Source organism: Flavobacterium sp. N1994 (assembly GCF_025947145.1).
Classification (GTDB): Bacteria; Bacteroidota; Bacteroidia; order Flavobacteriales; family Flavobacteriaceae; genus Flavobacterium.
The window spans coordinates 1,667,990-1,690,684 of the sequence record NZ_CP109999.1; the positions used below are offsets into that span (position 1 = coordinate 1,667,990).

At 34.6% G+C, this 22,695-nt stretch carries 22 protein-coding genes; 12 read left to right on the forward strand and 10 right to left on the reverse strand.

What is annotated here, in order from left to right:
• The first annotated feature begins 67 nt into the window (after positions 1-67).
• A complete protein-coding gene (locus tag OLM53_RS07410; RefSeq protein WP_264522394.1) occupies positions 68-451 on the forward strand; it encodes a DUF983 domain-containing protein in 384 nt (127 codons plus the stop codon).
• Here OLM53_RS07410 and OLM53_RS07415 read toward each other — a convergent pair.
• The 7 genes from OLM53_RS07415 to topA all read right to left on the reverse strand — a co-directional run bounded on the left by OLM53_RS07415 (position 441) and on the right by topA (position 10,157).
• Complete coding sequence (locus tag OLM53_RS07415) at positions 441-1,484, reverse strand: NAD(P)/FAD-dependent oxidoreductase (protein WP_264522395.1); 1,044 nt, start codon at positions 1,482-1,484, stop codon at positions 441-443. The genes OLM53_RS07410 and OLM53_RS07415 overlap by 11 nt on opposite strands.
• A gap of 64 nt (positions 1,485-1,548) precedes the next feature.
• Entirely contained in the window at positions 1,549-2,463 is a 915-nt protein-coding gene (gldN, locus tag OLM53_RS07420) for a gliding motility protein GldN (RefSeq protein ID WP_264522396.1), read from the reverse strand.
• Positions 2,464-2,510: 47 nt separating this feature from the next.
• The gene (gene gldM, locus OLM53_RS07425; RefSeq protein WP_264522397.1) at positions 2,511-4,052 is read right to left on the reverse strand and encodes a gliding motility protein GldM; all 1,542 of its coding nucleotides are present in this window, start codon (positions 4,050-4,052) and stop codon (positions 2,511-2,513) included.
• Positions 4,053-4,106: 54 nt separating this feature from the next.
• A complete protein-coding gene (gldL, locus tag OLM53_RS07430) occupies positions 4,107-4,742 on the reverse strand; it encodes a gliding motility protein GldL (protein ID WP_264522398.1) in 636 nt (211 codons plus the stop codon).
• Between the two features lie 61 nt (positions 4,743-4,803).
• Positions 4,804-6,225 (reverse strand): gliding motility lipoprotein GldK, encoded by a 1,422-nt coding sequence (gene gldK / locus OLM53_RS07435; protein ID WP_264522399.1) that lies wholly within the window; start codon positions 6,223-6,225, stop codon positions 4,804-4,806.
• 272 nt (positions 6,226-6,497) lie between these two features.
• Positions 6,498-7,652, reverse strand: coding sequence for a formimidoylglutamase (locus tag OLM53_RS07440; protein WP_264522400.1), 1,155 nt, complete (start codon positions 7,650-7,652; stop codon positions 6,498-6,500).
• 3 nt (positions 7,653-7,655) lie between these two features.
• Positions 7,656-10,157: a type I DNA topoisomerase gene (gene topA, locus OLM53_RS07445; RefSeq protein WP_264519609.1), complete on the reverse strand. Its 2,502-nt coding sequence runs from the start codon at positions 10,155-10,157 to the stop codon at positions 7,656-7,658.
• Positions 10,158-10,285: 128 nt separating this feature from the next.
• On the opposite strand from topA, the gene OLM53_RS07450 reads away from it, so the two are divergent.
• The 11 genes from OLM53_RS07450 (at position 10,286) to groL (ending at position 19,437) form a co-directional block, all read left to right on the forward strand.
• A complete protein-coding gene (locus OLM53_RS07450; protein WP_264519610.1) occupies positions 10,286-10,654 on the forward strand; it encodes a hypothetical protein in 369 nt (122 codons plus the stop codon).
• Positions 10,655-10,742: 88 nt separating this feature from the next.
• Complete coding sequence (miaB, locus tag OLM53_RS07455) at positions 10,743-12,191, forward strand: tRNA (N6-isopentenyl adenosine(37)-C2)-methylthiotransferase MiaB (RefSeq protein ID WP_264519611.1); 1,449 nt, start codon at positions 10,743-10,745, stop codon at positions 12,189-12,191.
• Positions 12,192-12,230: 39 nt separating this feature from the next.
• The gene (locus OLM53_RS07460) at positions 12,231-12,602 is read left to right on the forward strand and encodes a GxxExxY protein (RefSeq protein WP_264519612.1); all 372 of its coding nucleotides are present in this window, start codon (positions 12,231-12,233) and stop codon (positions 12,600-12,602) included.
• Positions 12,603-12,613: 11 nt separating this feature from the next.
• The gene (locus tag OLM53_RS07465; RefSeq protein WP_264519613.1) at positions 12,614-13,876 is read left to right on the forward strand and encodes a sigma-54 interaction domain-containing protein; all 1,263 of its coding nucleotides are present in this window, start codon (positions 12,614-12,616) and stop codon (positions 13,874-13,876) included.
• A gap of 53 nt (positions 13,877-13,929) precedes the next feature.
• The gene (locus OLM53_RS07470) at positions 13,930-14,742 is read left to right on the forward strand and encodes a hypothetical protein (RefSeq protein ID WP_264519614.1); all 813 of its coding nucleotides are present in this window, start codon (positions 13,930-13,932) and stop codon (positions 14,740-14,742) included.
• A 58-nt stretch (positions 14,743-14,800) separates the two neighbouring features.
• Positions 14,801-15,634 (forward strand): hypothetical protein, encoded by an 834-nt coding sequence (locus OLM53_RS07475; RefSeq protein WP_264519615.1) that lies wholly within the window; start codon positions 14,801-14,803, stop codon positions 15,632-15,634.
• A gap of 40 nt (positions 15,635-15,674) precedes the next feature.
• The gene (locus OLM53_RS07480; protein WP_264519616.1) at positions 15,675-16,178 is read left to right on the forward strand and encodes an LptE family protein; all 504 of its coding nucleotides are present in this window, start codon (positions 15,675-15,677) and stop codon (positions 16,176-16,178) included.
• Between the two features lie 10 nt (positions 16,179-16,188).
• Entirely contained in the window at positions 16,189-17,001 is an 813-nt protein-coding gene (locus OLM53_RS07485; protein WP_264519617.1) for a tetratricopeptide repeat protein, read from the forward strand.
• A gap of 6 nt (positions 17,002-17,007) precedes the next feature.
• Positions 17,008-17,346, forward strand: coding sequence for a preprotein translocase subunit SecG (gene secG / locus OLM53_RS07490; RefSeq protein WP_264519618.1), 339 nt, complete (start codon positions 17,008-17,010; stop codon positions 17,344-17,346).
• A gap of 135 nt (positions 17,347-17,481) precedes the next feature.
• Positions 17,482-17,757: a co-chaperone GroES gene (gene groES, locus OLM53_RS07495; protein WP_264519619.1), complete on the forward strand. Its 276-nt coding sequence runs from the start codon at positions 17,482-17,484 to the stop codon at positions 17,755-17,757.
• Positions 17,758-17,805: 48 nt separating this feature from the next.
• The gene (groL, locus tag OLM53_RS07500; RefSeq protein WP_264519620.1) at positions 17,806-19,437 is read left to right on the forward strand and encodes a chaperonin GroEL; all 1,632 of its coding nucleotides are present in this window, start codon (positions 17,806-17,808) and stop codon (positions 19,435-19,437) included.
• Positions 19,438-19,488: 51 nt separating this feature from the next.
• On the opposite strand, the gene OLM53_RS07505 is transcribed toward groL, so the two are convergent.
• The 3 genes from OLM53_RS07505 to OLM53_RS07515 all read right to left on the reverse strand — a co-directional run bounded on the left by OLM53_RS07505 (position 19,489) and on the right by OLM53_RS07515 (position 22,652).
• A complete protein-coding gene (locus OLM53_RS07505; RefSeq protein WP_264519621.1) occupies positions 19,489-20,172 on the reverse strand; it encodes a DedA family protein in 684 nt (227 codons plus the stop codon).
• A 99-nt stretch (positions 20,173-20,271) separates the two neighbouring features.
• The gene (locus OLM53_RS07510; protein WP_264519622.1) at positions 20,272-20,613 is read right to left on the reverse strand and encodes a heavy-metal-associated domain-containing protein; all 342 of its coding nucleotides are present in this window, start codon (positions 20,611-20,613) and stop codon (positions 20,272-20,274) included.
• A gap of 17 nt (positions 20,614-20,630) precedes the next feature.
• Positions 20,631-22,652, reverse strand: a complete 2,022-nt coding sequence (locus OLM53_RS07515; RefSeq protein ID WP_413614242.1) for a TonB-dependent receptor plug domain-containing protein — start codon at positions 22,650-22,652, stop codon at positions 20,631-20,633.
• Between the last annotated feature and the right edge of the window lie 43 nt (positions 22,653-22,695).

Consider the following 22,695-nt stretch of genomic DNA (forward strand, 5'->3'; position numbering starts at 1 on the left):
TCTATAAAGTACCTTTGTAAACCCGAAGTCATAAGACCAATCGGAACAAAAGTTAAAATTTTTGCAAATGTTAAAAAAAGGATCCAAACTAAATAGTATTTTAACAGGAAGTTGTCCAAGATGCCAAGAAGAAAGCATGTATGTGGACCAAAATCCATACAATCTAAAAAATATCTACAATATGCATGAAAACTGCAGCCATTGTGGACTGCATTATCAGATAGAGCCTTCTTTCTTTTATGGCGCTATGTATGTCAGTTATGGTTTAACCGTTGGTATTGGTGTAGCCGTATTTATCATCTCAAAACTAATCCTAGGGTTAGATTTGATTACCACCTTTATCGCCATTATAGTTGGATTAATTGTTTTAATGCCTATTACTGCTAGGATATCACGAAATATTTACATCAATATTTTTGTGGGTTACGACAAAGAAGCCACTAAGAAGTAGCATACCTGTTACTATCAATAGTCTTATCTAACGGTTTCCCGTTTTCGATATAATCATATAAATCGATGGCCATTGCTGGAGCTAGCATAACACCTCTTGTGCCAAGTCCGTTGAGAATGTGAATGTTTTTATATTTAGGATGAGTCCCAAGTAAAGGTCTTCTATCCTTTACTGTGGGTCTTACACCTGCAAAATGTTCAATAATTTCAAATTCACAAGTTATGATTTCTTTGATTCGGTCGATAAGTTCTTGTTTTCCTTCTTCGGTAGGGACGTCCGTTTTGTCCTCCCAGTTATAAGTGGCACCAACTTTAAAAAGGGCATTCCCTAATGGCAAAATAAACACACTAGTATTCACAATGACATCTATATCCAAATCAGGAGCTTTAATAACAAATAACTCTCCTTTTGTACCATCGAGTGGCAAATGCTTAAAAAATGGATTAGCATGCATTCCAAAGCCTTCAGCAAACACAATATGTTTAGCTTTTAAGTTTTGATAGGCTATATAGTCATCAAAAACCTGTAAGACATCATAATCGAAAACCTCTTTTCTAAACCAATTTCGATCATTTAAATAAGCATGATACTGATTTAATAAAGTAACCGTATCAACATAACCAGTATGCAATACTTGTCCGTAACCAAAAGGAGCATCGATTGCTTTATACTTTGTATGAATGATTTCTGTAGAAAGAAAGAGTGCTAAATTAGGTTTGTCTGAGGCAGTAAACCAATTATTTTGTTCTTCTGCCGAAAAAAACTTTCTGTAAATAGGCAATTTAAAATCAACTTGAGTGTTTAGTTTGGCTTCCACACGTTGATAAAAATTATCTGCTAATTCAAGTTGTTGTTTAGCATTCCAAACTTCACTAAACCTTTTTAAGATAACTGGATTGTATAAGCCGCCAGCAATTTTTGTAGAATTTTGAGAATAGTTTTCAAACACTACAAATGATTTATTGTTGTGAAGTAACGTTTCTGCAAAAGCGATTCCGGCTAAACCAGAACCCACAATGATATAATCCACCATATTTGTAAACTAAAAAAACTCTCACCCAAAGGTGAGAGTTTTATATTGTATTATAAAATAAATCTTAGTAGTTCCACATATCTGATTCGAAATCTCGAATCTTTTCTTTGATACGCTCAGATTCTAGCAATTGCGATTGCGCATTATCTTTCATGTACTGTTCAATCATTCTATCGCCATACACATTCTCTTCTTTATAGATTTCACCGTTAAACCTACGGGAATTCAACAAGTGATCAAATGTAATAGGCATGGCTGAATTCTTGTCATTGAATGCTTTCGCTTCATGCAAAATATCTCGAATGGTAGGGAAGTAAACCCAAAATAAGTCAATAACATCTGCTTTGTCATTTCCAGCATCACGTGCTTCTGGAGTAACTGGGCAAATTGCTAATAATCTATATTTCAATTCTCCTTGACGTTTGTCAAAATACCAAAATCCTTTTATCTTATATCCAGAAATATAACTTGCATCTAACTCTTTTTTGTTGATAAATTGAGGATCTAATACTTTTTTTCCAGATTTGTAATCATCGTAATAGTTATTAATCTCATCTTTACCAGCATCAGTAGTATCAATATAGGTGAAAGAAGATTCCATATCCTTGAATGTCTTCTTTGTATTGAAATAATCATCACCATAAATTTCAGTTATTTTACCATTCTTGATGTTTTTTACTAGAACATCAAATAATGATCTTCTTTCTTTTCCAACAAAAGCGGTATCAATAGGATAGTATAAAGGAAAATTAATTCTTTCATCAACATCTACAAACTCCCAAATTGTTTTGCCCATCAATACATCTCTGTCATGAACGTAGCCATAAGGCAATGGTTTATCATTATCAGAAATTAACTGAGCAGGTGTTTTTTTACCAATCTCCTCTGGAGTTTTGGCATTTAACAAGTTTGACTGAGCAAAAGAGGATAAAGTCCATACTACTGCAAAAGCTACTGATAAAAGATTTTTAATTTTCATAATTTATAATATAAGTTATTTAAGTAGGTTTATATCAACTTAAATTATTATTGTACTTCAAATATAACTGGTGAAGCATCTTTAGGAACAATTCCACCAACTCCTACAATTTTAGTTTTGATATCAAAAATTGAAATCTGATCTCCTTTTGATGCTCTTGCTAAAGCTGCTTTACATTTTCCATCAACTTTACTTCCATTAACAATAACGGCAGCTTGTCCAGGAACTTTGAAACTAAATCGTGTTACTTCATACTTTAAATCATAAACAAAGTCTTGAAGTTCAGCAGTAACAGTTGAAACCTCTAAACGAGATTTAGCCCCTTTTTGAACTCCCGTAACTCCACCGATTGCACCAGCTGGGGCAGGAATATTTTTAATTCTAAATACTTTTTTATCTGAAACAGATTTACCATCTGACATTTTACCAGTTGCTGTTACAATAACTTCAGTACCAGATCCAGGAACTAAATTATATTTCCCTTTTCCAACAGATGATAATCCAGGAGCCGAAGCCGTTACGCTATTTTCAGGAATACCTGCAAATGAAATAGTCATTGGGTTTGGTAAACCTCTGTACACTACGTTCATTTTATCTGCAGAAATGTTAGCAGAATTTGGACGCGGAACCACAACATATTTGCCTTCAAATTTTAAAGGCACTGGTTTCCCATCTTCCATGAAAGAAAATGTACCAGTAATATTTTTTTCACCAACACCTCCAGCAGTCATAGAGATAACAGCTTGTCCGTTTTCAATTTTACCTGGTCCAGAAAAACTAGTTGGAACGGTATTAGCGTCATACTTACCTAATACTACTTTACCTTTAACAGTTTCTCCTTCAAAATAAACATTTTTATCTAAAATAACCATTGCCTGGAAATTTTTCAAAGAAGCTGCTTGAGCTATAGTATTACCAATTAAAGCATTGTAGATATCTTGTTCTGTAGATTCCACATCATTTTGCATACTAGTAAGTTTTGCAATAGAAGCTACCGCTGGGAATCCTTCAAAGTGGTAGGCTAAATATTTTTTAGATACACCATCTTTATCTTTAACATCACCTAAATTAAATTTACTGTTGATGTTTTCAACGATTTTTTGGTATTTCACATCATTTCCAAATACTGCAATTACGTCTTTTTTGTATTTTTCAATTCTAGAAACTATTTCATCACCTTTTGGAGAATATTTGTCTCCTTTAAACCAATGTTCATCGATGTAACCACCTTTGTCCATTGCTTCGTATGGTAATTTACCTGTTTTTTCTTCTCTTGGGAATTCTTTAGAAACATCGTCTTTTAAAGACCCTAAATAAGTGTAAAGTTCTTTAGATATTTTTTGTACTTGGTTAGCTTTATCTAAAGGTCCTTTAAAACGAGTCGGATCATCTTCTGCTTTTTGCTCTAAAGATCCTAGTAAACTTTTGTTATATTCTTCTGAAAATTTATTAACGCCTTCAAATTTTTCGTTCATCAAACCAAAAGCGGTTAATACTTCTTTTGACATGTTTAATGCCAACATCGCGATGAAAACCAGATACATCAGGTTAATCATCTTCTGTCTAGGGCTTAGTTTTCCTCCTGCCATTTTTTCTAATTAGTTTAAATTATTATTTTGTTTAAAATATAGTTATAAAACTAATTATCCTTTATTACTCATTGCAGAAAGCATTCCACCATAAACATTATTCAATATAGAAAGGTTAGAAGTTAAGCTTTGCATTTGATCTTTTAATTTTAAATTGTTTTCAGCAACTTCATCATTGATTTTTGCATTTCTTTCAGCACTTTGTAATTGTACTTGGTATAAACCATTCAAAGTTTCTAATTGAGTAGCTGCTTTAGTCATTTCTTCAGCATATTTTTTAGTTGAAGCAACAGAATCAACTGTAGGGGATATAGCTTTTGCAGCACCTTCAAAGTTTTTAATACTGTTTCCTAAACTTTCCATCAAAGCACTGTCTACTTTAGCTTCTTTTAACATTGCGTCTAACTTTTGAGACAATAGACCTTGAGCATCTTTTGGATCCTCAGCTTTTTTTGTTTTTTCTTTAGCTTGTCCTCCTGCTAATTCAGGATATACTAATGACCAATCTAATTCTACGTCCGGTGCATCAAAAGCGGAAAGACCAAAAATTAATGCTTCAGTTAATAACCCAATAATAAGCATTGCGCTTGCTCCTGTCCAGTGTTGAATTTTGAATAATGCTCCTACGATTACAACTGCCGCGCCCATACCGTAGGCGAAATTCATAACTTTTTTTGGTAATAATGCCATAATAATAAAAATTTTAGTTAGTTAAAGTTAGTTAAGATAATTTATTTAAGTTAGTTTGAAATTACTTTTTAGGTGCGCCATTTTTAGTCACTTTTGTTCCCATGTAGTCTTGTACAGTACGGAAACCTATATAACTTCTGGCAGAATCTGCATATTCAAAATCTCTTGTTCCTACTTGCAAGAAGTAAGCAACATCTTTCCATGAACCACCTCGAATGGCTTTTCTCATGTTTTTGTAATCTTGAACATTTGGATTAATTGATGAAACATACTCATAAGCTGCAGCATCATAAGACGAATCAGTCCATTCAGCAACATTACCAGCCATGTTATACAAATTGTATCCATTTGGCTCATAAGATTTTGCTTCAACCGTATACAAAGCTTGGTCAGCAGCATAATCTCCTCTATTAGGTTTGAAATTAGCTAAGAAACAACCTCTATCATTTTTAGCATATGGACCACCCCAAGGGAATGTCCCTGATTCTAAACCACCTCTAGCCGCATATTCCCATTCTGATTCAATTGGTAAACGGAAGGTGTTGATTAAATCATGATGTTTCTTTTTTGATTTAATATAAGAGTTTTTGTTTAATGTTCTCCATGCGCAAAAAGCCTTAGCTTGTTTCCAACTCACACCAACTACTGGATATTGAGCATACGCTTGATGCCAAAAATAATCGTTGTGCATTGGCTCATTGTATGAATAAGCAAAATCTTTAATCCAAACTGTTGTATCAGGATAAACTAATTGTTGTTCTGTTTTTATAAAAGAACTTCTTTTACCTGTTTTAGCTTTAGCAGCTGCCTGAATATCCATCCAAGAATATCTGAATTTCAATTTACGAACGTCAATAGTTCTTAAGCCATTGAAAGATTCTGCAATAGGCAAATACATAGTATCCATTACTTCAGTATAATATTCGTCTGGATACTTTTTAGTGTCTTTAATAAGTTTAATCTTCTTATTCAATCTTCTTCCTGCATAAGGATCATCATCAGTACCTACACTATAATAATTCTCATACATGTATTTATCGTATGGAGTCATTTTTGCAGGGTCAGTATCATTGAAAGCGTAGTCACCAATGCTTCCACCAGTTTTTCCACCTTTACCACCTTTACCACCTTTACCTGAACCAGCAGTTTGACCAACTTCATCGGCAAGTATAGCTAGACGAACTCTAATCGTAGAATCTTTTACCCATTCCACAAATTGACGATATTCACTATTTGTAATTTCGGTCTCATCCATGTAGAATGACCTAACGGTTACTGTCTTAGTAGGCGCGTCTTGCACGTTGGCTGGATCATCATCGGACTTACCCATAATGTATGCACCACCAGGAATTAAAGTCATCCCGAATGGTTTTTCTGGGTGCCATTTTTTTCCTTTAACTCCTACTAATTCACCTTTGTCGCTCGACCCACCACAGCTGGTTAATAAAGCTAAAAATGACGCAAATGTTATGAACTTCTTCATATGTATATTTTGGGGTTATTTGAATATTTTTTTAGGGCGTAAACCTATTTATTATTTTTCAAAAAAGCAATTAATTAATATTAAATTTATTTGTATCCTATTTCATTCTATTAATTGACATTTCAAAAATAGAATTATTGTTAGTAATAAAAAAATATTTTATCGATAAAATGCACTTTTTAACGATAAACTGTTCTTTTTGTGTTGTTTTTGTAATCTTTTTATTATGCTTAATGTGTTTCTATTTAAATAGAATATTTATTACATGAATATTAAATACTATTTTTTCGTTGTGCTTTCCACCATCTTTCAGGTATTTCTTGATTACAAGCAATTAAATATTCTTCATGTGAACAAGGTAATAACGTATTTTTTTTAAGTTTATTGTGCTGACTTGCGAAAAAATTTATTTCTATCCACCATCTCCCTGTTTTATTGCTCTTGTAGAAAACTAACTCTTCACTTTCTAGAGGTACAATGTATTTTAAAAAGTTTTCTCTTGTTCCAAAAGGGTATTCATTTGAGCGGTAATTAACACCTTCAATGAAATACCAAACTATTTGAGCAATTAGAGCTGATTCCTCTCTTGTGCTATTATGATTAAAAACTCCAAAAGAGCTTACTTTGTCACTAATACCAGCATATCTAGCCAAACTACAAATTTCTTTTCCATCAAATCCGTTGGGATTAAAGGTAATGAAATTTCCCGAGTAAGAGGACTTTACAGAATTTAAATCTAAACTAACTATATCAGCATCTCGAAAAACAGGTTCCGCTAGTTCAATATTATTGGACATCTCCCCTAATCTGTAGGCATCAAAATACAGTTTTTCAATTAAATCTATTTCTTCCTGTGAATTAAAGTAGGTTTGGAAACCAACATTACTATAATTAAAAAGATTGTTAGGTTCATCAAGAATTATCTTTGACAAATAGGAATTAGCAGAAATTCCATCCTCTTGTTTGCCTAAATCAAATTTATTATCAATTGAAACCAAGTTGACCATTTGTTCTTGATTATCATAGGCTCTATACAAAGGATAAGTCAAGTCTTGAGACCCGCCAATAACGATAGGTATAATTCCTTTTCTAATTAATCTTGCTGCTACTTTTTGCAAAGCAAAAAAAGTATCTTCTAATGAATTCCCGGGAATAATATCCCCTAAATCAGCTATAGAACTTTGCCAGTTCCCTGGATATAACCCATACAATTCTTTACGAATTGGATTTAAATTCACTTCATCATCTACGTAGCCTACCGCGCCACGGTTTTCTAATACCCCAACGATAGCAATCTTTATTTGATCGATATCTGGAAAATCTTTATCGGTATGAAAAGCTACTTTGCTTCCCAAATGTTGAGAAGAGAGTCCTTTTACAAATTGAATAATTTCATCATCAACTGGTGATAGAAAATCAAATTCCATAGGTTATTTCTTTTTGGCTGGTGCTTTTTTGGTTGTAGTCTTCTTGGCGGTCGTTTTCTTTTCTGGTGTTTTTTTGGCGATCATCTCTTTAACTTGCTCCAATGTCAGTTTAGTAGCATCAACATCTTTGTTTAATTCAATCTTGATTTTACCTTTAGTAATTACTGATTTCCCCCAACGGGCTTTTTCAACTAGAATACCATCCTCAGACCAATTATGAATTACTTTATCGATGTCTTTTTGTAATTTCTCTTCTATTAATTCGGCCACATCAGATTGTGATAAATTATCAAAGTTGTATTTCTTGCTTACATTAATAAATATACCGTTCCATTTTAGGAAAGGCCCGAAACGTCCCACACCTTTTTGAACATCCATGCTTTTATAGACTGCAATTGGTGCATCAGCTTTGACTTTTTCATTAATCAATTCTTGAGCACGTTCCATAGTTACGTCTAGTGGATCTTCTCCTCTTGGTAACGAAATAAATTGTTTCCCGAAACGAACATAAGGGCCAAATCGACCATTACTTACTTCAACATCTTCTCCTTTATAAGTTCCAAGATTTTTTGGCAGTAAGAACAAGTTCAAGGCTTCTTCTAAAGTAATATTCCCAATATTTTGTTCTTGACGTAAGCTAGCGAATTGCTTCTCTTCATCATCTGCTTCGCCAATTTGAGCCATGGGTCCAAATTTACCTAAACGAACCGAGACTTGTTTTCCTGATTTTGGGTCTACCCCTAATATTCTTTCGCCGCTTTCACGGTCTGCATTTTTCTCTACCTCTTGAACGTTGGGATGGAATTTGTTGTAAAACTCCTGCATCATTTTGGTCCAGTTGATATTTCCTTCGGCTATTTCGTCAAAATCTTGTTCTACTTTGGCAGTGAAATTGTAATCGAGAATTGCTGCAAAGTTTTTTACCAAGAAATCATTTACAATGGTACCAATATCAGTTGGAACCAACTTACCTTTATCAGAACCTGTATTTTCTTTTAATATCTTTTCTTCTACTTTGTTGGAAGCTAAGGTTAACTGCACATATTTTCTTTCTACACCTTCCAAGTTTCCTTTTTCAACATAGTTTCTATTAATAATAGTAGAAATGGTTGGCGCATACGTTGATGGACGACCAATTCCTAACTCTTCTAATTTCTTTACCAAAGAAGCTTCAGTGTAACGAGAGGCTGGACGCGAATATCTTTCGGTAGCCACAATCGAATTGTTTAGTAATTTTTCGTTGACTTTTAAGGCTGGCAACATTCCTTCTTGTTCTTCATCGTCATCATCGTTCCCTTCTAAATATACTTTTAAGAAACCTTCAAATTTGATTACTTCTCCGGTTGCTTGAAAAACTTCACTGTGATTATTAGCTTCTATCTTAACATTGGTTCTTTCTAATTCGGCGTCGGCCATTTGAGAGGCTAGCGTTCTTTTCCAAATCAATTCGTAAAGTCGTGCTTGGTCTCTTTCTACATTTACGGTGTGTCGCGACATATCCGTTGGTCGGATAGCTTCGTGAGCTTCTTGAGCCCCTTTCGACTTGGTGTTGAAACTTCTTGGCTTGCTAAATTCCTTTCCGTAATAGCTAGTGATTTCAGCTTGTGCTGCAGCCATAGCTTCTTGAGAAAGATTCACGCTATCGGTTCTCATGTAAGTGATGAGTCCAGCTTCGTATAACCTTTGTGCTATTTGCATCGTGATTCCTACTGGTAAATATAATTTACGAGCGGCTTCTTGTTGCAAGGTAGACGTTGTAAAAGGTGCAGCAGGAGTTTTTTTGGTTGGTTTTGTTTCTAAGTCGGCTACTTTATAAGTAGAACCGATGTTTTTATTTAGAAAATCTTCGGCTTCTTTTTTGGTGGCGAAGTTTTTGGGCAATTTAGCTTTTACTACTTTTCCAGCTTCGTTAGTGAATTCGGCTGTAACTGAGTAGGAGGCTACTGATTTGAACTCTTGAATTTCTCTTTCACGTTCTACTATCAAACGAACGGATACCGATTGCACACGTCCGGCAGACAAACCCCCTTTTACTTTTTTCCAAAGCACAGGTGACAATTCGTATCCTACTAATCTATCTAACACTCTACGGGCTTGTTGGGCATTGACTAAGTTATAGTCTATTTCGCGAGGGTTATCGATAGCTTTTAGAATGGCATTTTTGGTGATTTCGTGGAAAACAATTCTTTTGGTTTTGGCTTTGTCTAGTTTTAATTCTTCCGCTAGGTGCCATGAGATGGCTTCCCCTTCGCGGTCCTCATCGGAAGCTAACCACACCATATCGGCGGTTTTGGCTAGTCCTTTTAGTTTAGTGACCAACGCTTTTTTATCGGAAGAGACTTCGTATTTAGGTTTGAATCCGTTCAAGACATCTACTCCTATTTCTTTAGAGGGCAAGTCGGCAATGTGCCCGTAGCTTGACTCTACTTGGTAATCGCTTCCCAGAAATTTTTCGATTGTTTTGGCCTTTGCCGGTGACTCTACGATAACTAAATTCTTTGCCATATCCCTATTGTTTCTGCGGACAAAAGTAATTGTTTTTTTTAAAAAACCGTTTTATTGTACTTTTTTCACGATAAAATGCATTTTAAATAACAATACTAGGAGTCACTACAGCTAGTAATGACCTAAGGATGAGTTGCGCCGACCTAGAAAGTAGTTGCGCCATCCTAGAAAGTGTTTGCGCCGACCTAGAAACTGCTTGCGCCGTACTGGAAATCATTTGCGCCGACCTAGAAACTGTTTGCGCCGCACTTGAAATGACTTGCGCCGACCTAGAAAGTAGTTGCGCCGACCTGGAAAGTGTTTGCGCCGCACTTGAAATCATTTGCGCCGTACTGGAAATCATTTACGCCGACCTTGGAATGAGTTGCGCCGACCTGGAAACTGCTTGCGCCATCCTAGAAAGTGTTTGCGCCGACCTTGGAACGACTTGCGCCGAACTAAAAATAGAGACATTTCAAAAACCCATTTCGTTGCCTTTTTATTTAATCTTTTGTTAAACCCTTACTGCCATCTTGTCAGATTTTGATTTTTAGTATTATCTTTGCTATCCAGATTCCGAAAAAATTGGAATGACTATTTTAAGGCATGGAAAAAGAAATTGACGAGAAGAAGCAGGGCAACAGTCTTGTTTTGGAACACAAAAAAGAAAACACCAAAAAACTGTATATTGAAAGCTATGGTTGTGCGATGAATTTTTCGGACAGTGAGGTGGTGGCTTCTATATTGACGAATGAAGGATATAATACTACTACTATATTAGAAGAAGCCGATTTGGTTTTGGTGAATACCTGTTCCATCAGAGACAAAGCAGAGCAAACGGTTAGAAAGCGTTTGGAAAAATACAATGCGGTAAAACGTGAGGTGAATCCAGGAATGAAAGTGGGGGTTTTAGGCTGTATGGCGGAGCGATTGAAGGAGAAATTCTTGGATGAAGAAAAAATTGTAGATATGGTGGTGGGTCCAGATTCTTATAAAGATTTACCCAACTTATTGAAAGAAGTGGAAGAAGGTAGAGACGCCATCAATGTGATTTTATCTAAAGAGGAAACTTATGGAGATATTTCGCCAGTGCGTTTGATGAGTAATGGGGTGACTGCTTTTGTATCGATTACGCGTGGTTGTGATAATATGTGTACGTTTTGTGTAGTTCCTTTTACTAGAGGACGAGAACGTAGTAGAGAACCTCAAAGTATTTTGGCAGAAATTAAAGAATTGTGGGATAAAGGTTTTAAAGAAGTGACGCTTTTGGGTCAGAATGTGGATAGTTATCTTTGGTATGGTGGTGGATTGAAAAAAGATTTTGTAAAAGCTACCGAAATGCAGCAAGCCACAGCGGTTGGTTTTGATCAATTATTAGAAATGGTGGCGGTACAATTTCCTAAAATGCGTATTCGTTTTTCTACTTCTAATCCGCAGGATATGCATGAAGAAGTATTGCATGTGATTGCAAAGTATCCTAATGTTTGTAACCATATTCATTTGCCAGTGCAAAGTGGAAGCGATAGAATCTTGAAGGAAATGAATCGTTTACACACCAGAGCAGAATACCTTGCATTGATAGATAAAATTCATCAAATCATTCCGGATTGTAGTGTGACCCAAGATATGATTGCTGGTTTTCCGACCGAGACTGAGACAGATCACCAAGACACATTGAGTTTGATGGAAGCCGTAAAATATGGTTTTGGCTATATGTATGCTTATTCAGAGCGTCCTGGAACATTGGCCGGAAGAAAAATGGAAGATGATGTTCCTGAGGAAACCAAGTTCCGCCGATTACAAGAAATAGTTGATTTACAAAGGATTCATAGTGGCATTAGAACCAAAGAGTTTGTGGGTAAAACGGTAGAAGTCTTGGTTGAGAAAGTTTCTAAAAAATCAGATAACGATTTATCTGGAAGAAACTCACAGAGTTTTATGGTGGTGTTCCCGAGAGAGCATTATAAAATTGGTGATTTTGTGAATGTGAAAATTACGAATTGTACTAGTGGAACTTTAATTGGAGAAGCGGTTGGGTATAGTGAAATGAATTAAAAAATAGTAAGCCACAAATTACACTAATTTTCACCAATTATGGAGTTGTATAGAAAAGAAGAGAATTATACTATAATTGGACTTTGTATGAAAGTTCATAGGATTCTTGGACCAGGCTTATTGGAAATTGTATATAAAGATGCTTTAGAAATTGAGTTTAGAAATAATAATATCCCTTATGCAAGAGAAAAAGAGTTTTTTATAGAATACAAAGGCACTATTTTACCTCATAAGTTTTATGCCGACTTTATAGTTTATGAAGAAATTATTCTAGAAGTAAAATCCGTTAAAGAAATCAACAACGAGCACATAGCTCAAACCATAAATTACATGAAACTTGCTGATTCACAACTTGGGATCATTGCGAACTTTCAGAACAAATCGCTAACACATAAAAGGTTGGTGATATAATAAAATAAAATATGGAAACAGTTCAAAGTATAAAACAACGATTTGAGATTATTGGGAATGACCCAAAACTGAATCGTGCCATAGAAAAAGCCATTCAGGTGGCTCCTACAGATATTTCGGTATTGGTTGTTGGGGAAAGCGGAGTTGGTAAAGAAAGTATTCCACGAATTATTCATTCGCTATCCCATAGAAAACATGGAAAATATATAGCGGTAAACTGTGGAGCCATCCCAGAAGGAACTATTGATAGTGAGCTTTTTGGACATGAAAAAGGATCCTTTACTGGTGCCAATGCTGAACGTCAAGGGTATTTTGAAGTAGCTAATGGTGGGACCATTTTTTTAGATGAAGTGGGAGAATTGCCATTGACTACGCAAGTCCGTTTACTGCGTGTTTTAGAAAATGGAGAATTTATTAAAGTGGGGTCTTCTCAAGTTCAAAAAACAAATGTTCGAATTGTGGCAGCAACCAATGTCAATATGTTTGATGCTATTGAAAAAGGGAAATTCCGTGAAGATTTGTATTATCGATTGAGTACGGTTGATATTATGTTGCCTCCTTTGCGTGAACGAAAAGAGGATATTCATTTATTATTCCGAAAATTTGCTGCTGATTTTGCACATAAATATAAAATGCCGCCTATAAAATTGAGTGAAAGCGCTATTGCTTTTTTACAAAAATACCGTTGGAGTGGTAATATTCGTCAGTTGCGAAATGTGGCAGAACAGATTTCGGTTTTAGAAACTAACAGAGAGATTTCCTTGGCCACATTACAATCCTATCTTCCTATGGAAGGCAGTAGTTTGCCATCGGTTATTGGTGGAAGAAAATCGGATAGTGATTTTGCTACCGAAAGAGATATTTTGTACAAAGTCCTTTTTGACATGAAAAGTGATTTGCACGATTTGAAGAAATTAACTTTAGAATTGATGCAAAACGGAAGCACTAAGGTGCAGGAAATGAATAAAAATTTAATTCAAAAAGTATTTGGGCAAAAAGAAGAAGGCGTTTCGAGTTATGAAGAAGAACATAGAATAAGCAATCTTGCCCCTCAAAACGTTATAGAACAAGAGGAATTTGATGATGACGATGACGCTAATTACTTAATGGCTGAAACCGTTGAAGAAGAAGAAACACTAAAATTAGAACAACGAGAAATTGAGCTTATTAAAAAATCATTAGCCCGTCATAAAGGTAAACGAAAAGCAGCTGCAGACGAGTTAGGTATATCAGAACGTACACTTTATCGAAAAATTAAGCAGTATGACCTGTAATTTTTTTCGTTTTCAAATAACTAGTTAAGTTTACGACACCCAACCTATTAATCATGAAAAATTTAATTTGCCTTTTTATAGTAGCTATCTCATTGATATCTTGCAGTAGTGATTCAACTGTGACACCTACGCAAACTCTCCAAAAAGTTGTTTTTTATAGTGGTAGTGCAAACCAAAGACAATGGAATATCAGTAATGATTTATTAAGAACTATTACTCTTGCCGACGGAACTGTTGTTGAAGAGTTTACTTATGACAATCAGAATCGTGTGGTAAGAGACGTAAAGTACAACAATGGCATCGCTACAGAAACAGACGTCATCACCTACAACACTGACAGCACTATTAATAGTATCAATGGTTTACCTTACTCTTTTGATGCCACAACAAGAACTTATGAGTATACCTACGGAAGTAGTTTTACTATTAGTTGTAAAGTTACTACCGATTTTTTAGCCGAAAATTTCGTGCGAACAGGAACTAACGCAAGTGAATATCATATGACTTATGCTAATGGTGATATGACTTCATTCAAAAAAATAAATAGTGGTTCAACCGACATCATTAAAAATTTCCATTTTGATGAAATTTACACAAACCCTCTTCACAATGCTATTCTAGCAGTAGCAAGAATAAAATCGTTGACTGACCCAAGTTTCTTTAGTGAAAGTGTGGTATCGACAAGAATAGCAGGAGGTTATGACAGAGGTACGTCTGATCCTTATTATTATAGTTATGGTTACTCTTCTTCTACCACTACTAATCCAACTCATAGCACTAAAGATTTCTCTATTGGTATTGAGGTTTTAGACAGCAGTAATAATGCCGTTGACGTTTATTCTTTTGCTGATTATTACTTTCAATAATTAGAAAATCTGATTTAAAAATTATTTTTCTTACTTTTATAGAACTAAATCATTCAATATGAAAAAGTTCTACTTTCTTTTGATTGCCATTTGTGCCTTATCCTCCTGCACTAGTGATTCCTCATCGAACACATCTACTAATCCAAACTTACTGCAAAGAATAGATTTTTATCCTGGTCTTGCTTCAGAGAGACATTGGCTTTTTAATACCCATGGTTTATTAACCCAGATCACCAAAGCAGATGGAACTGTTGTGCAGAATTTTGTTTATGACACTTCTAATCGTTTGACGAGCTCTACTCTATTTAATACTAGTGGAATAAATGAAACCCATACTTTTACTTATGATAACAATGATTTTGTTATTTCAGTAGATGGAGAAACAGTACATTATGATGCTGGGGTAGATGCATATTACACAGGTATTTTAAATGACCGTTATAGACTAACCAAGATTAATGGTGATAAGCTAATAGTTGAAGGAAGAACTGTGATAATAGAAACTGACATAACTGGAACTAATGAAACTCGATGGGCTGAAATGATTGTCAATTATTCAAATAACAATATAATGTCCTACTCTCCTGGTGACAGTTGTAATTCATTTACTTATGATGACAAAACCAATCCTATAAGAAATGCTACACTTGCTATTTGCAAAGCTTTCAGTTTTGTATCGGGTTCTCGATGGATTGATGGTCTTTATAATTCGGCCAATAATGTTCTCACTCATAATTATTGCTCTGAAGATCCTGAAAGTTCTGTTTACCATTACACTTATAACGCTAATAATCTACCTGAAGCTCAGACTCATGATTCCTATTATCACGGAACTTATGAAAACACAGTTGCTTCAGCAAATTATTACTACCAAGGCGATGTACTTCCTTAATTCAAAATAAAGAATTACTTTAGCGACTTTAATTGTTACCATGAAGTTTTTAAAAATCCTATCTATTTTATTTCTTGCCTTAACAGTCAATAGTTGTTCTGTATATAACTTTACTGGGACTGGTAAAATTAACGCGAAGACGTTTCAAGTGAATCATTTTCAAAATAGTGCTCAACTGATTGAACCAGGAATTGATAGAACTTTTACAATTAAACTTCAGGAAATTATTCAAAATCAAACCAATTTGAATTTAGCTAGTTCTAATGGTGATTTGTTATATGAAGGGGAAATTGTGGAGTATAGAATTACCCCAATGCAAGCTACAGCTAATCAAAATGCGGCCCAAAGCAGATTGACTATAACGGTTAATGTACGCTTTAGCAATAAAAACAAAGAAGCTGATAATTTTGAGAAGAAATTTACATTCTACTTTGATTACGATGGCACAACACAATTGGTAGGTTCAAAATTGACAGAAGCTTTGGACACGATTTTTGAACGAATTACACAAGATATATTTAATGAATCACTTGCCAAGTGGTAATTAATTTGAAATGAACATAACGGATTATACGTATTTACTCAACAAACCCGAAGCTATAAATGATAAGCATGCTCAGACATTGGAAAATGTTTTGATGGCGTTTCCTTATTTTCAAAGTGCTCGTGTTTTGAGGTTGAAACATTTGTATAATCAAGATAGTTTTAACTACAACTATGCTTTAAAAGTTTCAGCGGCTTACACTACAGACAGGAGCGTTTTGTTTGATTTTATTACTTCTGATTCCTTTGTTTCTATTCAGAAAGGACTTTACGAAAAGAAATTAGAAGAATTAATGAATATGAGTGTTGTGGGAAGCGAACACCTTATCGTGGAAGCCAAAGAGTCAACTATTGATCCCCTTGAACAATCTATTTTAACCTCAATCAAAGAAGCTACCACAACTGAAGAGCAAAAAGTAGCTGAGAAATTAGCCATCGGTAAACCTTTAGAATTTTCTAGAGATGAAAAACATTCTTTTCAAGAATGGTTACAATTATCAAGGTTCAAACCTATTGAAAGAGCGGAGAACCCAGTTGCTGTTGTTGATGAAAAAAAGAAAAAACTGGCATTAATTGATAAATTTATCGAGAATAATCCAAAAATAACACCCATAGCAAAAGATGCTGTAGTGCCAACAATAGAGACAGTTCCCGAAGACACCTCGTACTTGATGACCGAAACATTAGCGAGAGTTTATCTGGAACAAAAGAAATATTCAAAAGCAATTCAAGCTTATGAAATATTAATTTTGAAATATCCAGAAAAAAGTAGTTTCTTTGCAGACCGAATTTCGGATATTAAAATTTTACAACAAAATAATTAATTCATAATGAGCACATTTTCAATTTTTTTAGTATTAATAACAATAGTTTGTTTTCTATTGATCATCGTAATTATGGTTCAAAATCCTAAAGGTGGCGGTTTGTCTTCTTCATTAGGAGGATCAACACAAATGGGAGGCGTTCAAAAAACAACTGACTTTTTAGATAAAAGTACTTGGACATTAGCAACCGTATTAATCATTTTGATTTTATTGTCAAGTTTAAGTTTCACAGGAAGCATGAGCGATTCTAATTCAAAAATTATAGATGACAAAGAAAGCGTTGCACCAAAAACGACTACGACTACGAATACTCCAGCTAAACCAGTTGAGACTCCAAAAAAATAATTTTTAGATACAAAATATATAATGCCAGCGCTGACATGCTGGCATTTTTTTTAGGAAAAAATGGCAGTTTGAACTGCTTGGCACAGTTTCTGAAAAGCCAAAAGCGAACATTTAAAACAACATAAATTTATTATTATGGCATTAAATATTAAACCACTTTCAGACCGAGTAATTATTGAACCTGCTGCTGCTGAAACGCAAACAGCTTCTGGAATTATTATCCCTGATACTGCTAAAGAAAAACCACAAAAAGGAACTGTAGTAGCTGTAGGAAATGGTAAAAAAGAAGAACCCTTAACTGTTAAGGTTGGTGATGTAGTTCTTTATGGGAAATACGCTGGAACCGACTTGAAATTTAATGGAAAAGATTATTTAATCATGCGAGAAGATGATATTCTTGCCATTATCTAATCCAAAATAACCGAATACTAAAATTATCAAATACACAATTAAAAAATTATGGCAAAAGATATAAAATTCGACATTGAAGCACGCGACGGTTTAAAACGTGGTGTTGATGCCTTAGCGAATGCAGTAAAAGTAACCTTAGGACCTAAAGGTCGAAACGTAATTATTGGGAAATCATTTGGTGGACCAAATGTAACTAAAGACGGAGTTACCGTAGCGAAAGAAATTGAATTGAAAGACCCATTAGAAAATATGGGAGCTCAAATGGTAAAAGAAGTTGCTTCTAAAACCAATGATTTAGCTGGAGATGGAACAACAACTGCAACAGTTTTAGCTCAAGCTATCGTTAAAGAAGGATTGAAAAACGTTGCCGCTGGAGCTAATCCGATGGATTTAAAAAGAGGGATTGACAAAGCCGTTGAAGCTATCGTTGCTGACTTAGCAAAGCAAGCTCAAGTAGTTGGAAGCGATTCTGAAAAAATAAAACAAATTGCTTCTATTTCGGCTAATAATGACGAAGTTATTGGAGATTTAATAGCTACCGCTTTTGGTAAAGTTGGAAAAGAAGGCGTAATAACTGTTGAAGAAGCAAAAGGAACAGACACTTACGTGGATGTGGTAGAAGGAATGCAGTTTGACAGAGGATATCTTTCTCCTTATTTTGTGACCAATCCTGAAAAAATGGAAGTGGAATTAGAAAGACCTTACATTCTTTTGTACGATAAAAAAGTATCTTCTTTAAAAGAATTATTGCCAATACTAGAACCAGTAGCGCAATCAGGAAAACCCTTATTGATTATTGCTGAAGATGTTGATGGCGAAGCGTTATCGACATTAGTGGTAAACAAATTACGTGGTGCTTTGAAAATTGCAGCTGTTAAAGCTCCTGGTTTTGGTGATAGAAGAAAAGCTATGCTTGAAGATATTGCTATCTTAACTGGCGGAACTGTAATTGCAGAAGAAAGCGGTTATACATTAGAAAACACTACTTTAGAAATGCTTGGAACGGCTGAAAAAGTAACTATCGATAAAGATAATACCACTTTGGTAAATGGTGCTGGAACGGCAGACATGATTAAAAATCGTGTAAACCAAATCAAAGGTCAAATGGAGTCAACAACTTCTGACTATGATAGAGAAAAATTGCAAGAGCGTTTGGCTAAATTAGCTGGTGGTGTTGCTGTTTTGTATGTTGGTGCTGCTTCTGAAGTAGAAATGAAAGAGAAAAAAGATCGTGTTGACGATGCACTTCACGCCACTCGTGCAGCTGTTGAAGAAGGTATTGTTGCAGGTGGTGGAGTAGCTTTATTAAGAGCTAAATCGGTTTTAGACAAAATCAAAGCGGACAATGCTGATGAAGCTACTGGAATACAAATTGTATCACGCGCTGTAGAATCTCCTTTGAGAACTATCGTTGAAAATGCAGGATTAGAAGGTTCTGTAGTAGTTGCGAAAGTAGCTGAAGGAAAAGCTAATTTTGGTTACAACGCTAAAACTGATGAATATGTTGACATGCTAAAAGCTGGAATTATCGACCCTAAAAAAGTAACTCGTGTGGCTCTTGAAAATGCAGCCTCTGTAGCTGGAATGATATTAACTACGGAATGTGCTTTGGTGGAAATCAAAGAAGAAAACGCTGGTGGTGGAATGCCAATGGGAGGCGGAATGCCAGGAATGATGTAATCAAAATAGATTATTTATATAAAAAAACGTCCCGATAATTCGGGACGTTTTTTATTCTTCTTGTTTTGGAGACTTCTTGAATATCTTTAGAAAGACAGGAAATGTTGAAATTATGATTATCCCTATAACAATAACTTCAATATGCTTTTTTAAATCAATGTCAAATTTTTCTAAGAACATCCCATATAAATAATGTCCAGAGAATATTAGGATAAATGACCATAAAAAAGAACTAACAATATTATAGAACATGAATTTCTTCTTATCCATTGTAACAATGCCAGCAACGATTGGGGCAAATGTTCTAACAATTGGAAGAAAACGAGCAAAAATTATTGCTTTCCCTCCAAATCTTTCAAAGAAATCTTTAGATTGAATTAGATACTTTTTCTTAAACCAAAAACTATCTTCTTTTTTATATAAATAGTAACCGCTTTTGGAGCCAAACCAATATCCCATCATGTTGCCTAATATCCCAGCAACAGCAATTAATGTTGATAATAACGTAACATTAACCATATCACTTTCGATAAAAGAGAAATTCTCTATCAAATCACGACTGTAAATACCCGACAAAAAAAGTAAGCTGTCTCCTGGCAAAAAGAAGCCTGCAAAAAGACCTGTTTCAGCAAAAACAATAAACAACACAATCCAAAGACCCACCTTTACCCCTCCAATTGACATTGTGATATAAAATTCGGGATTTAATAATTGGGTCCAGTCAAAACTATTCATGGGGTATACATTTTATCGAGCGTGAAATTAATGATATTTTATGATTTATGATTGCTGTACTAAAAGTATTTTATTCAGATTAATAAACCTTGGCTTAAATTACTTTCTTTCATACTTACAACAAGTATGCAATTTTTCGTAGACTTCATCCGTAGCCTTAACATCATCCGTATCGTGACCCGCTTTAGCGACAGCTTTTTTTACATCAAGCAAAGAACATTTTTCTTCATTAATTATTAAGTGCAACATATGGTCATCTATATGCCAATCTGCACTTTTCACTCCTGATACTGAAAATGCTGCTTTTTCAATTCTCTTTTTACATTGTTCACAATTACCATTTACTTCAAACTCGCATTTGGCATTTTTATTTTTTTTCTCTTGTGCTTGAGTTGAAAGTGATACAAAAAGTAACATCATTCCTAAAACTATATTCTTCATAAATTATTATTTTTAAATTATTTTATTTTAAATCGCAATCCTGCATAATACATTTGACCGAACACTGGTGCATATACTATTGAAGTGTCAAAGGTAGATCCAAAAGGATTATTACTTCCCAAAATAGCTTTGTCTTGACGGTAATTTCCAATGTTTTCTCCACCAATGTATAATTCTAATGTACTCGAAAATGTTCTTGTTATTTGTGCATTCATCACACCAAATGATGGTGAAAACTCGGGCAGCCTATCTTGAGATGGATTACTTGCAGTATTTGGCAACTGCTGCTTTCCTAACCAATTGAATGTATAATCAAATTTCCATTGTTTTCCTTTTTCTACAATATGAGTTTCGTATTCTAGGTTTCCAAAGAAACGATGTCTTGCCTGTAATGGTCTTTGAAAACTACCCGAAAGATAATCGGTGGAAATATCATAGTATTTATAAGCCGTTCTCAAATTCAAATGTTTGAGGATTTCCAAATTAAAATCAAGTTGCAAGCTATTGGCATAAGATTTTCCTCTTAGATTGTAGAACAATACTTGTTGCGGTGAATTCATAACATCAACTACAGCTTGGTTTTGAAAATCGGTTCTATAGAAGTCTAATGTAACATCCGCATTTTTTCCAAACAAAATAAAATTTTGAGTAAAACTCACTCCATAATTCCAAGCAATTTCAGGATTCAAGCCATAGATTTTTCCATTGGTATCTAAAACCTGAAACGTTCTAGAACTAGCAAACAAGTTTTGGTTTTCGGCATAAATATTGGCTGCGCGTTTCCCTCTTCCTGCAGAGAATCGCAAGACTGCTTTTTCCCACGGATTATATTTTACATGCAATCTTGGCGTAAAGAAAGCTCCTAATCGGTTATGATAATCAAACCTTCCTCCTAAAATGAAGCTAAATTTATCCAAGTTATCATAAGTATATTCAAAGAAAGTTCCAACCGAATTATCTATTCGACTAACATCCGCTAAATTCACAAACTCAGCGTATTTATCATAAGTAAAATTCAATCCCGTAGAAAATTTGTTTTTCGTATTGTCAATAATCGAACTGAAAATAAGGTTCGAATAATAACTTTGTTGCTTGATATCATATTGATTCAATCCAAAATACGATTGCTGATTGTGATTGCTAAAAGCATTTTGAAAACCAATACTTTGATAAGGCATATCTTTGAAAACATAGCCTACTTTAGAAGTAAAATCAATTCTTTCTGTATTGATTTCTGAGCCCCAATAATTAGTTGTCAATCTATCTCTATTCGGGTCAAAATTGAGTTCACCAGTTTGTTTATTATCTTTCATAAAACGAAGATTCAAAAACGAAACCCAACCTGTCTCTGGGTTAGAATACTGCCAACGATTCGTAATGTTAATTTGTTTGCCCAATGGATTATCTAGAAAACCATCATTATTCATATCATTTTTTGCCACACGAGCATTCCCGTGAACGAATAAACTTGTTGCCCAATAATCAGAGACTTTTTTGTTGAAATGTGTGTTTAATTCAAAACGAGAATCCGTCGAACCATAGGCATTTAGAAAGAAAGGAATGTCTTTTATTGGTTTAATTAATTCGGTATTGATCTGACCAGAAATGCTTTCGTATCCATTAACCACACTTCCTGCTCCTTTGGTGATTTGGATACTCTCCACCCAAGTTCCTGGCGTAAATGACAATCCATAAGCTTGAGAAGCTCCTCGTACCGAAGGAATATTTTCTTCGGTAATCATGATGTATGGACTTGTCAAACCTAACATTTTGATTTGTTTGGTTCCCGTCAAAGCATCGGAAAAATTGACATCTATAGAGGGGTTGGTTTCAAAGCTTTCTGCTAAATTACAACATGCAGCTTTAAGCAATTCTTTGCTTGTCACCACAGTAGTATTAGCAGTTCCCGATAGTGATTTTTTTAATCCTTTTCGTCTAACTTCTACCGTTACTGTTTTTAAAGTATCTTTTTTTAATGTTTCTTGAGAAAACGAAAATACAGTAAATAACAACGTTAGAAATAACAATGTTTTTTTCATTATAAATAAGATTTTAATATTCGTATAAAGTTTTTATCGAATA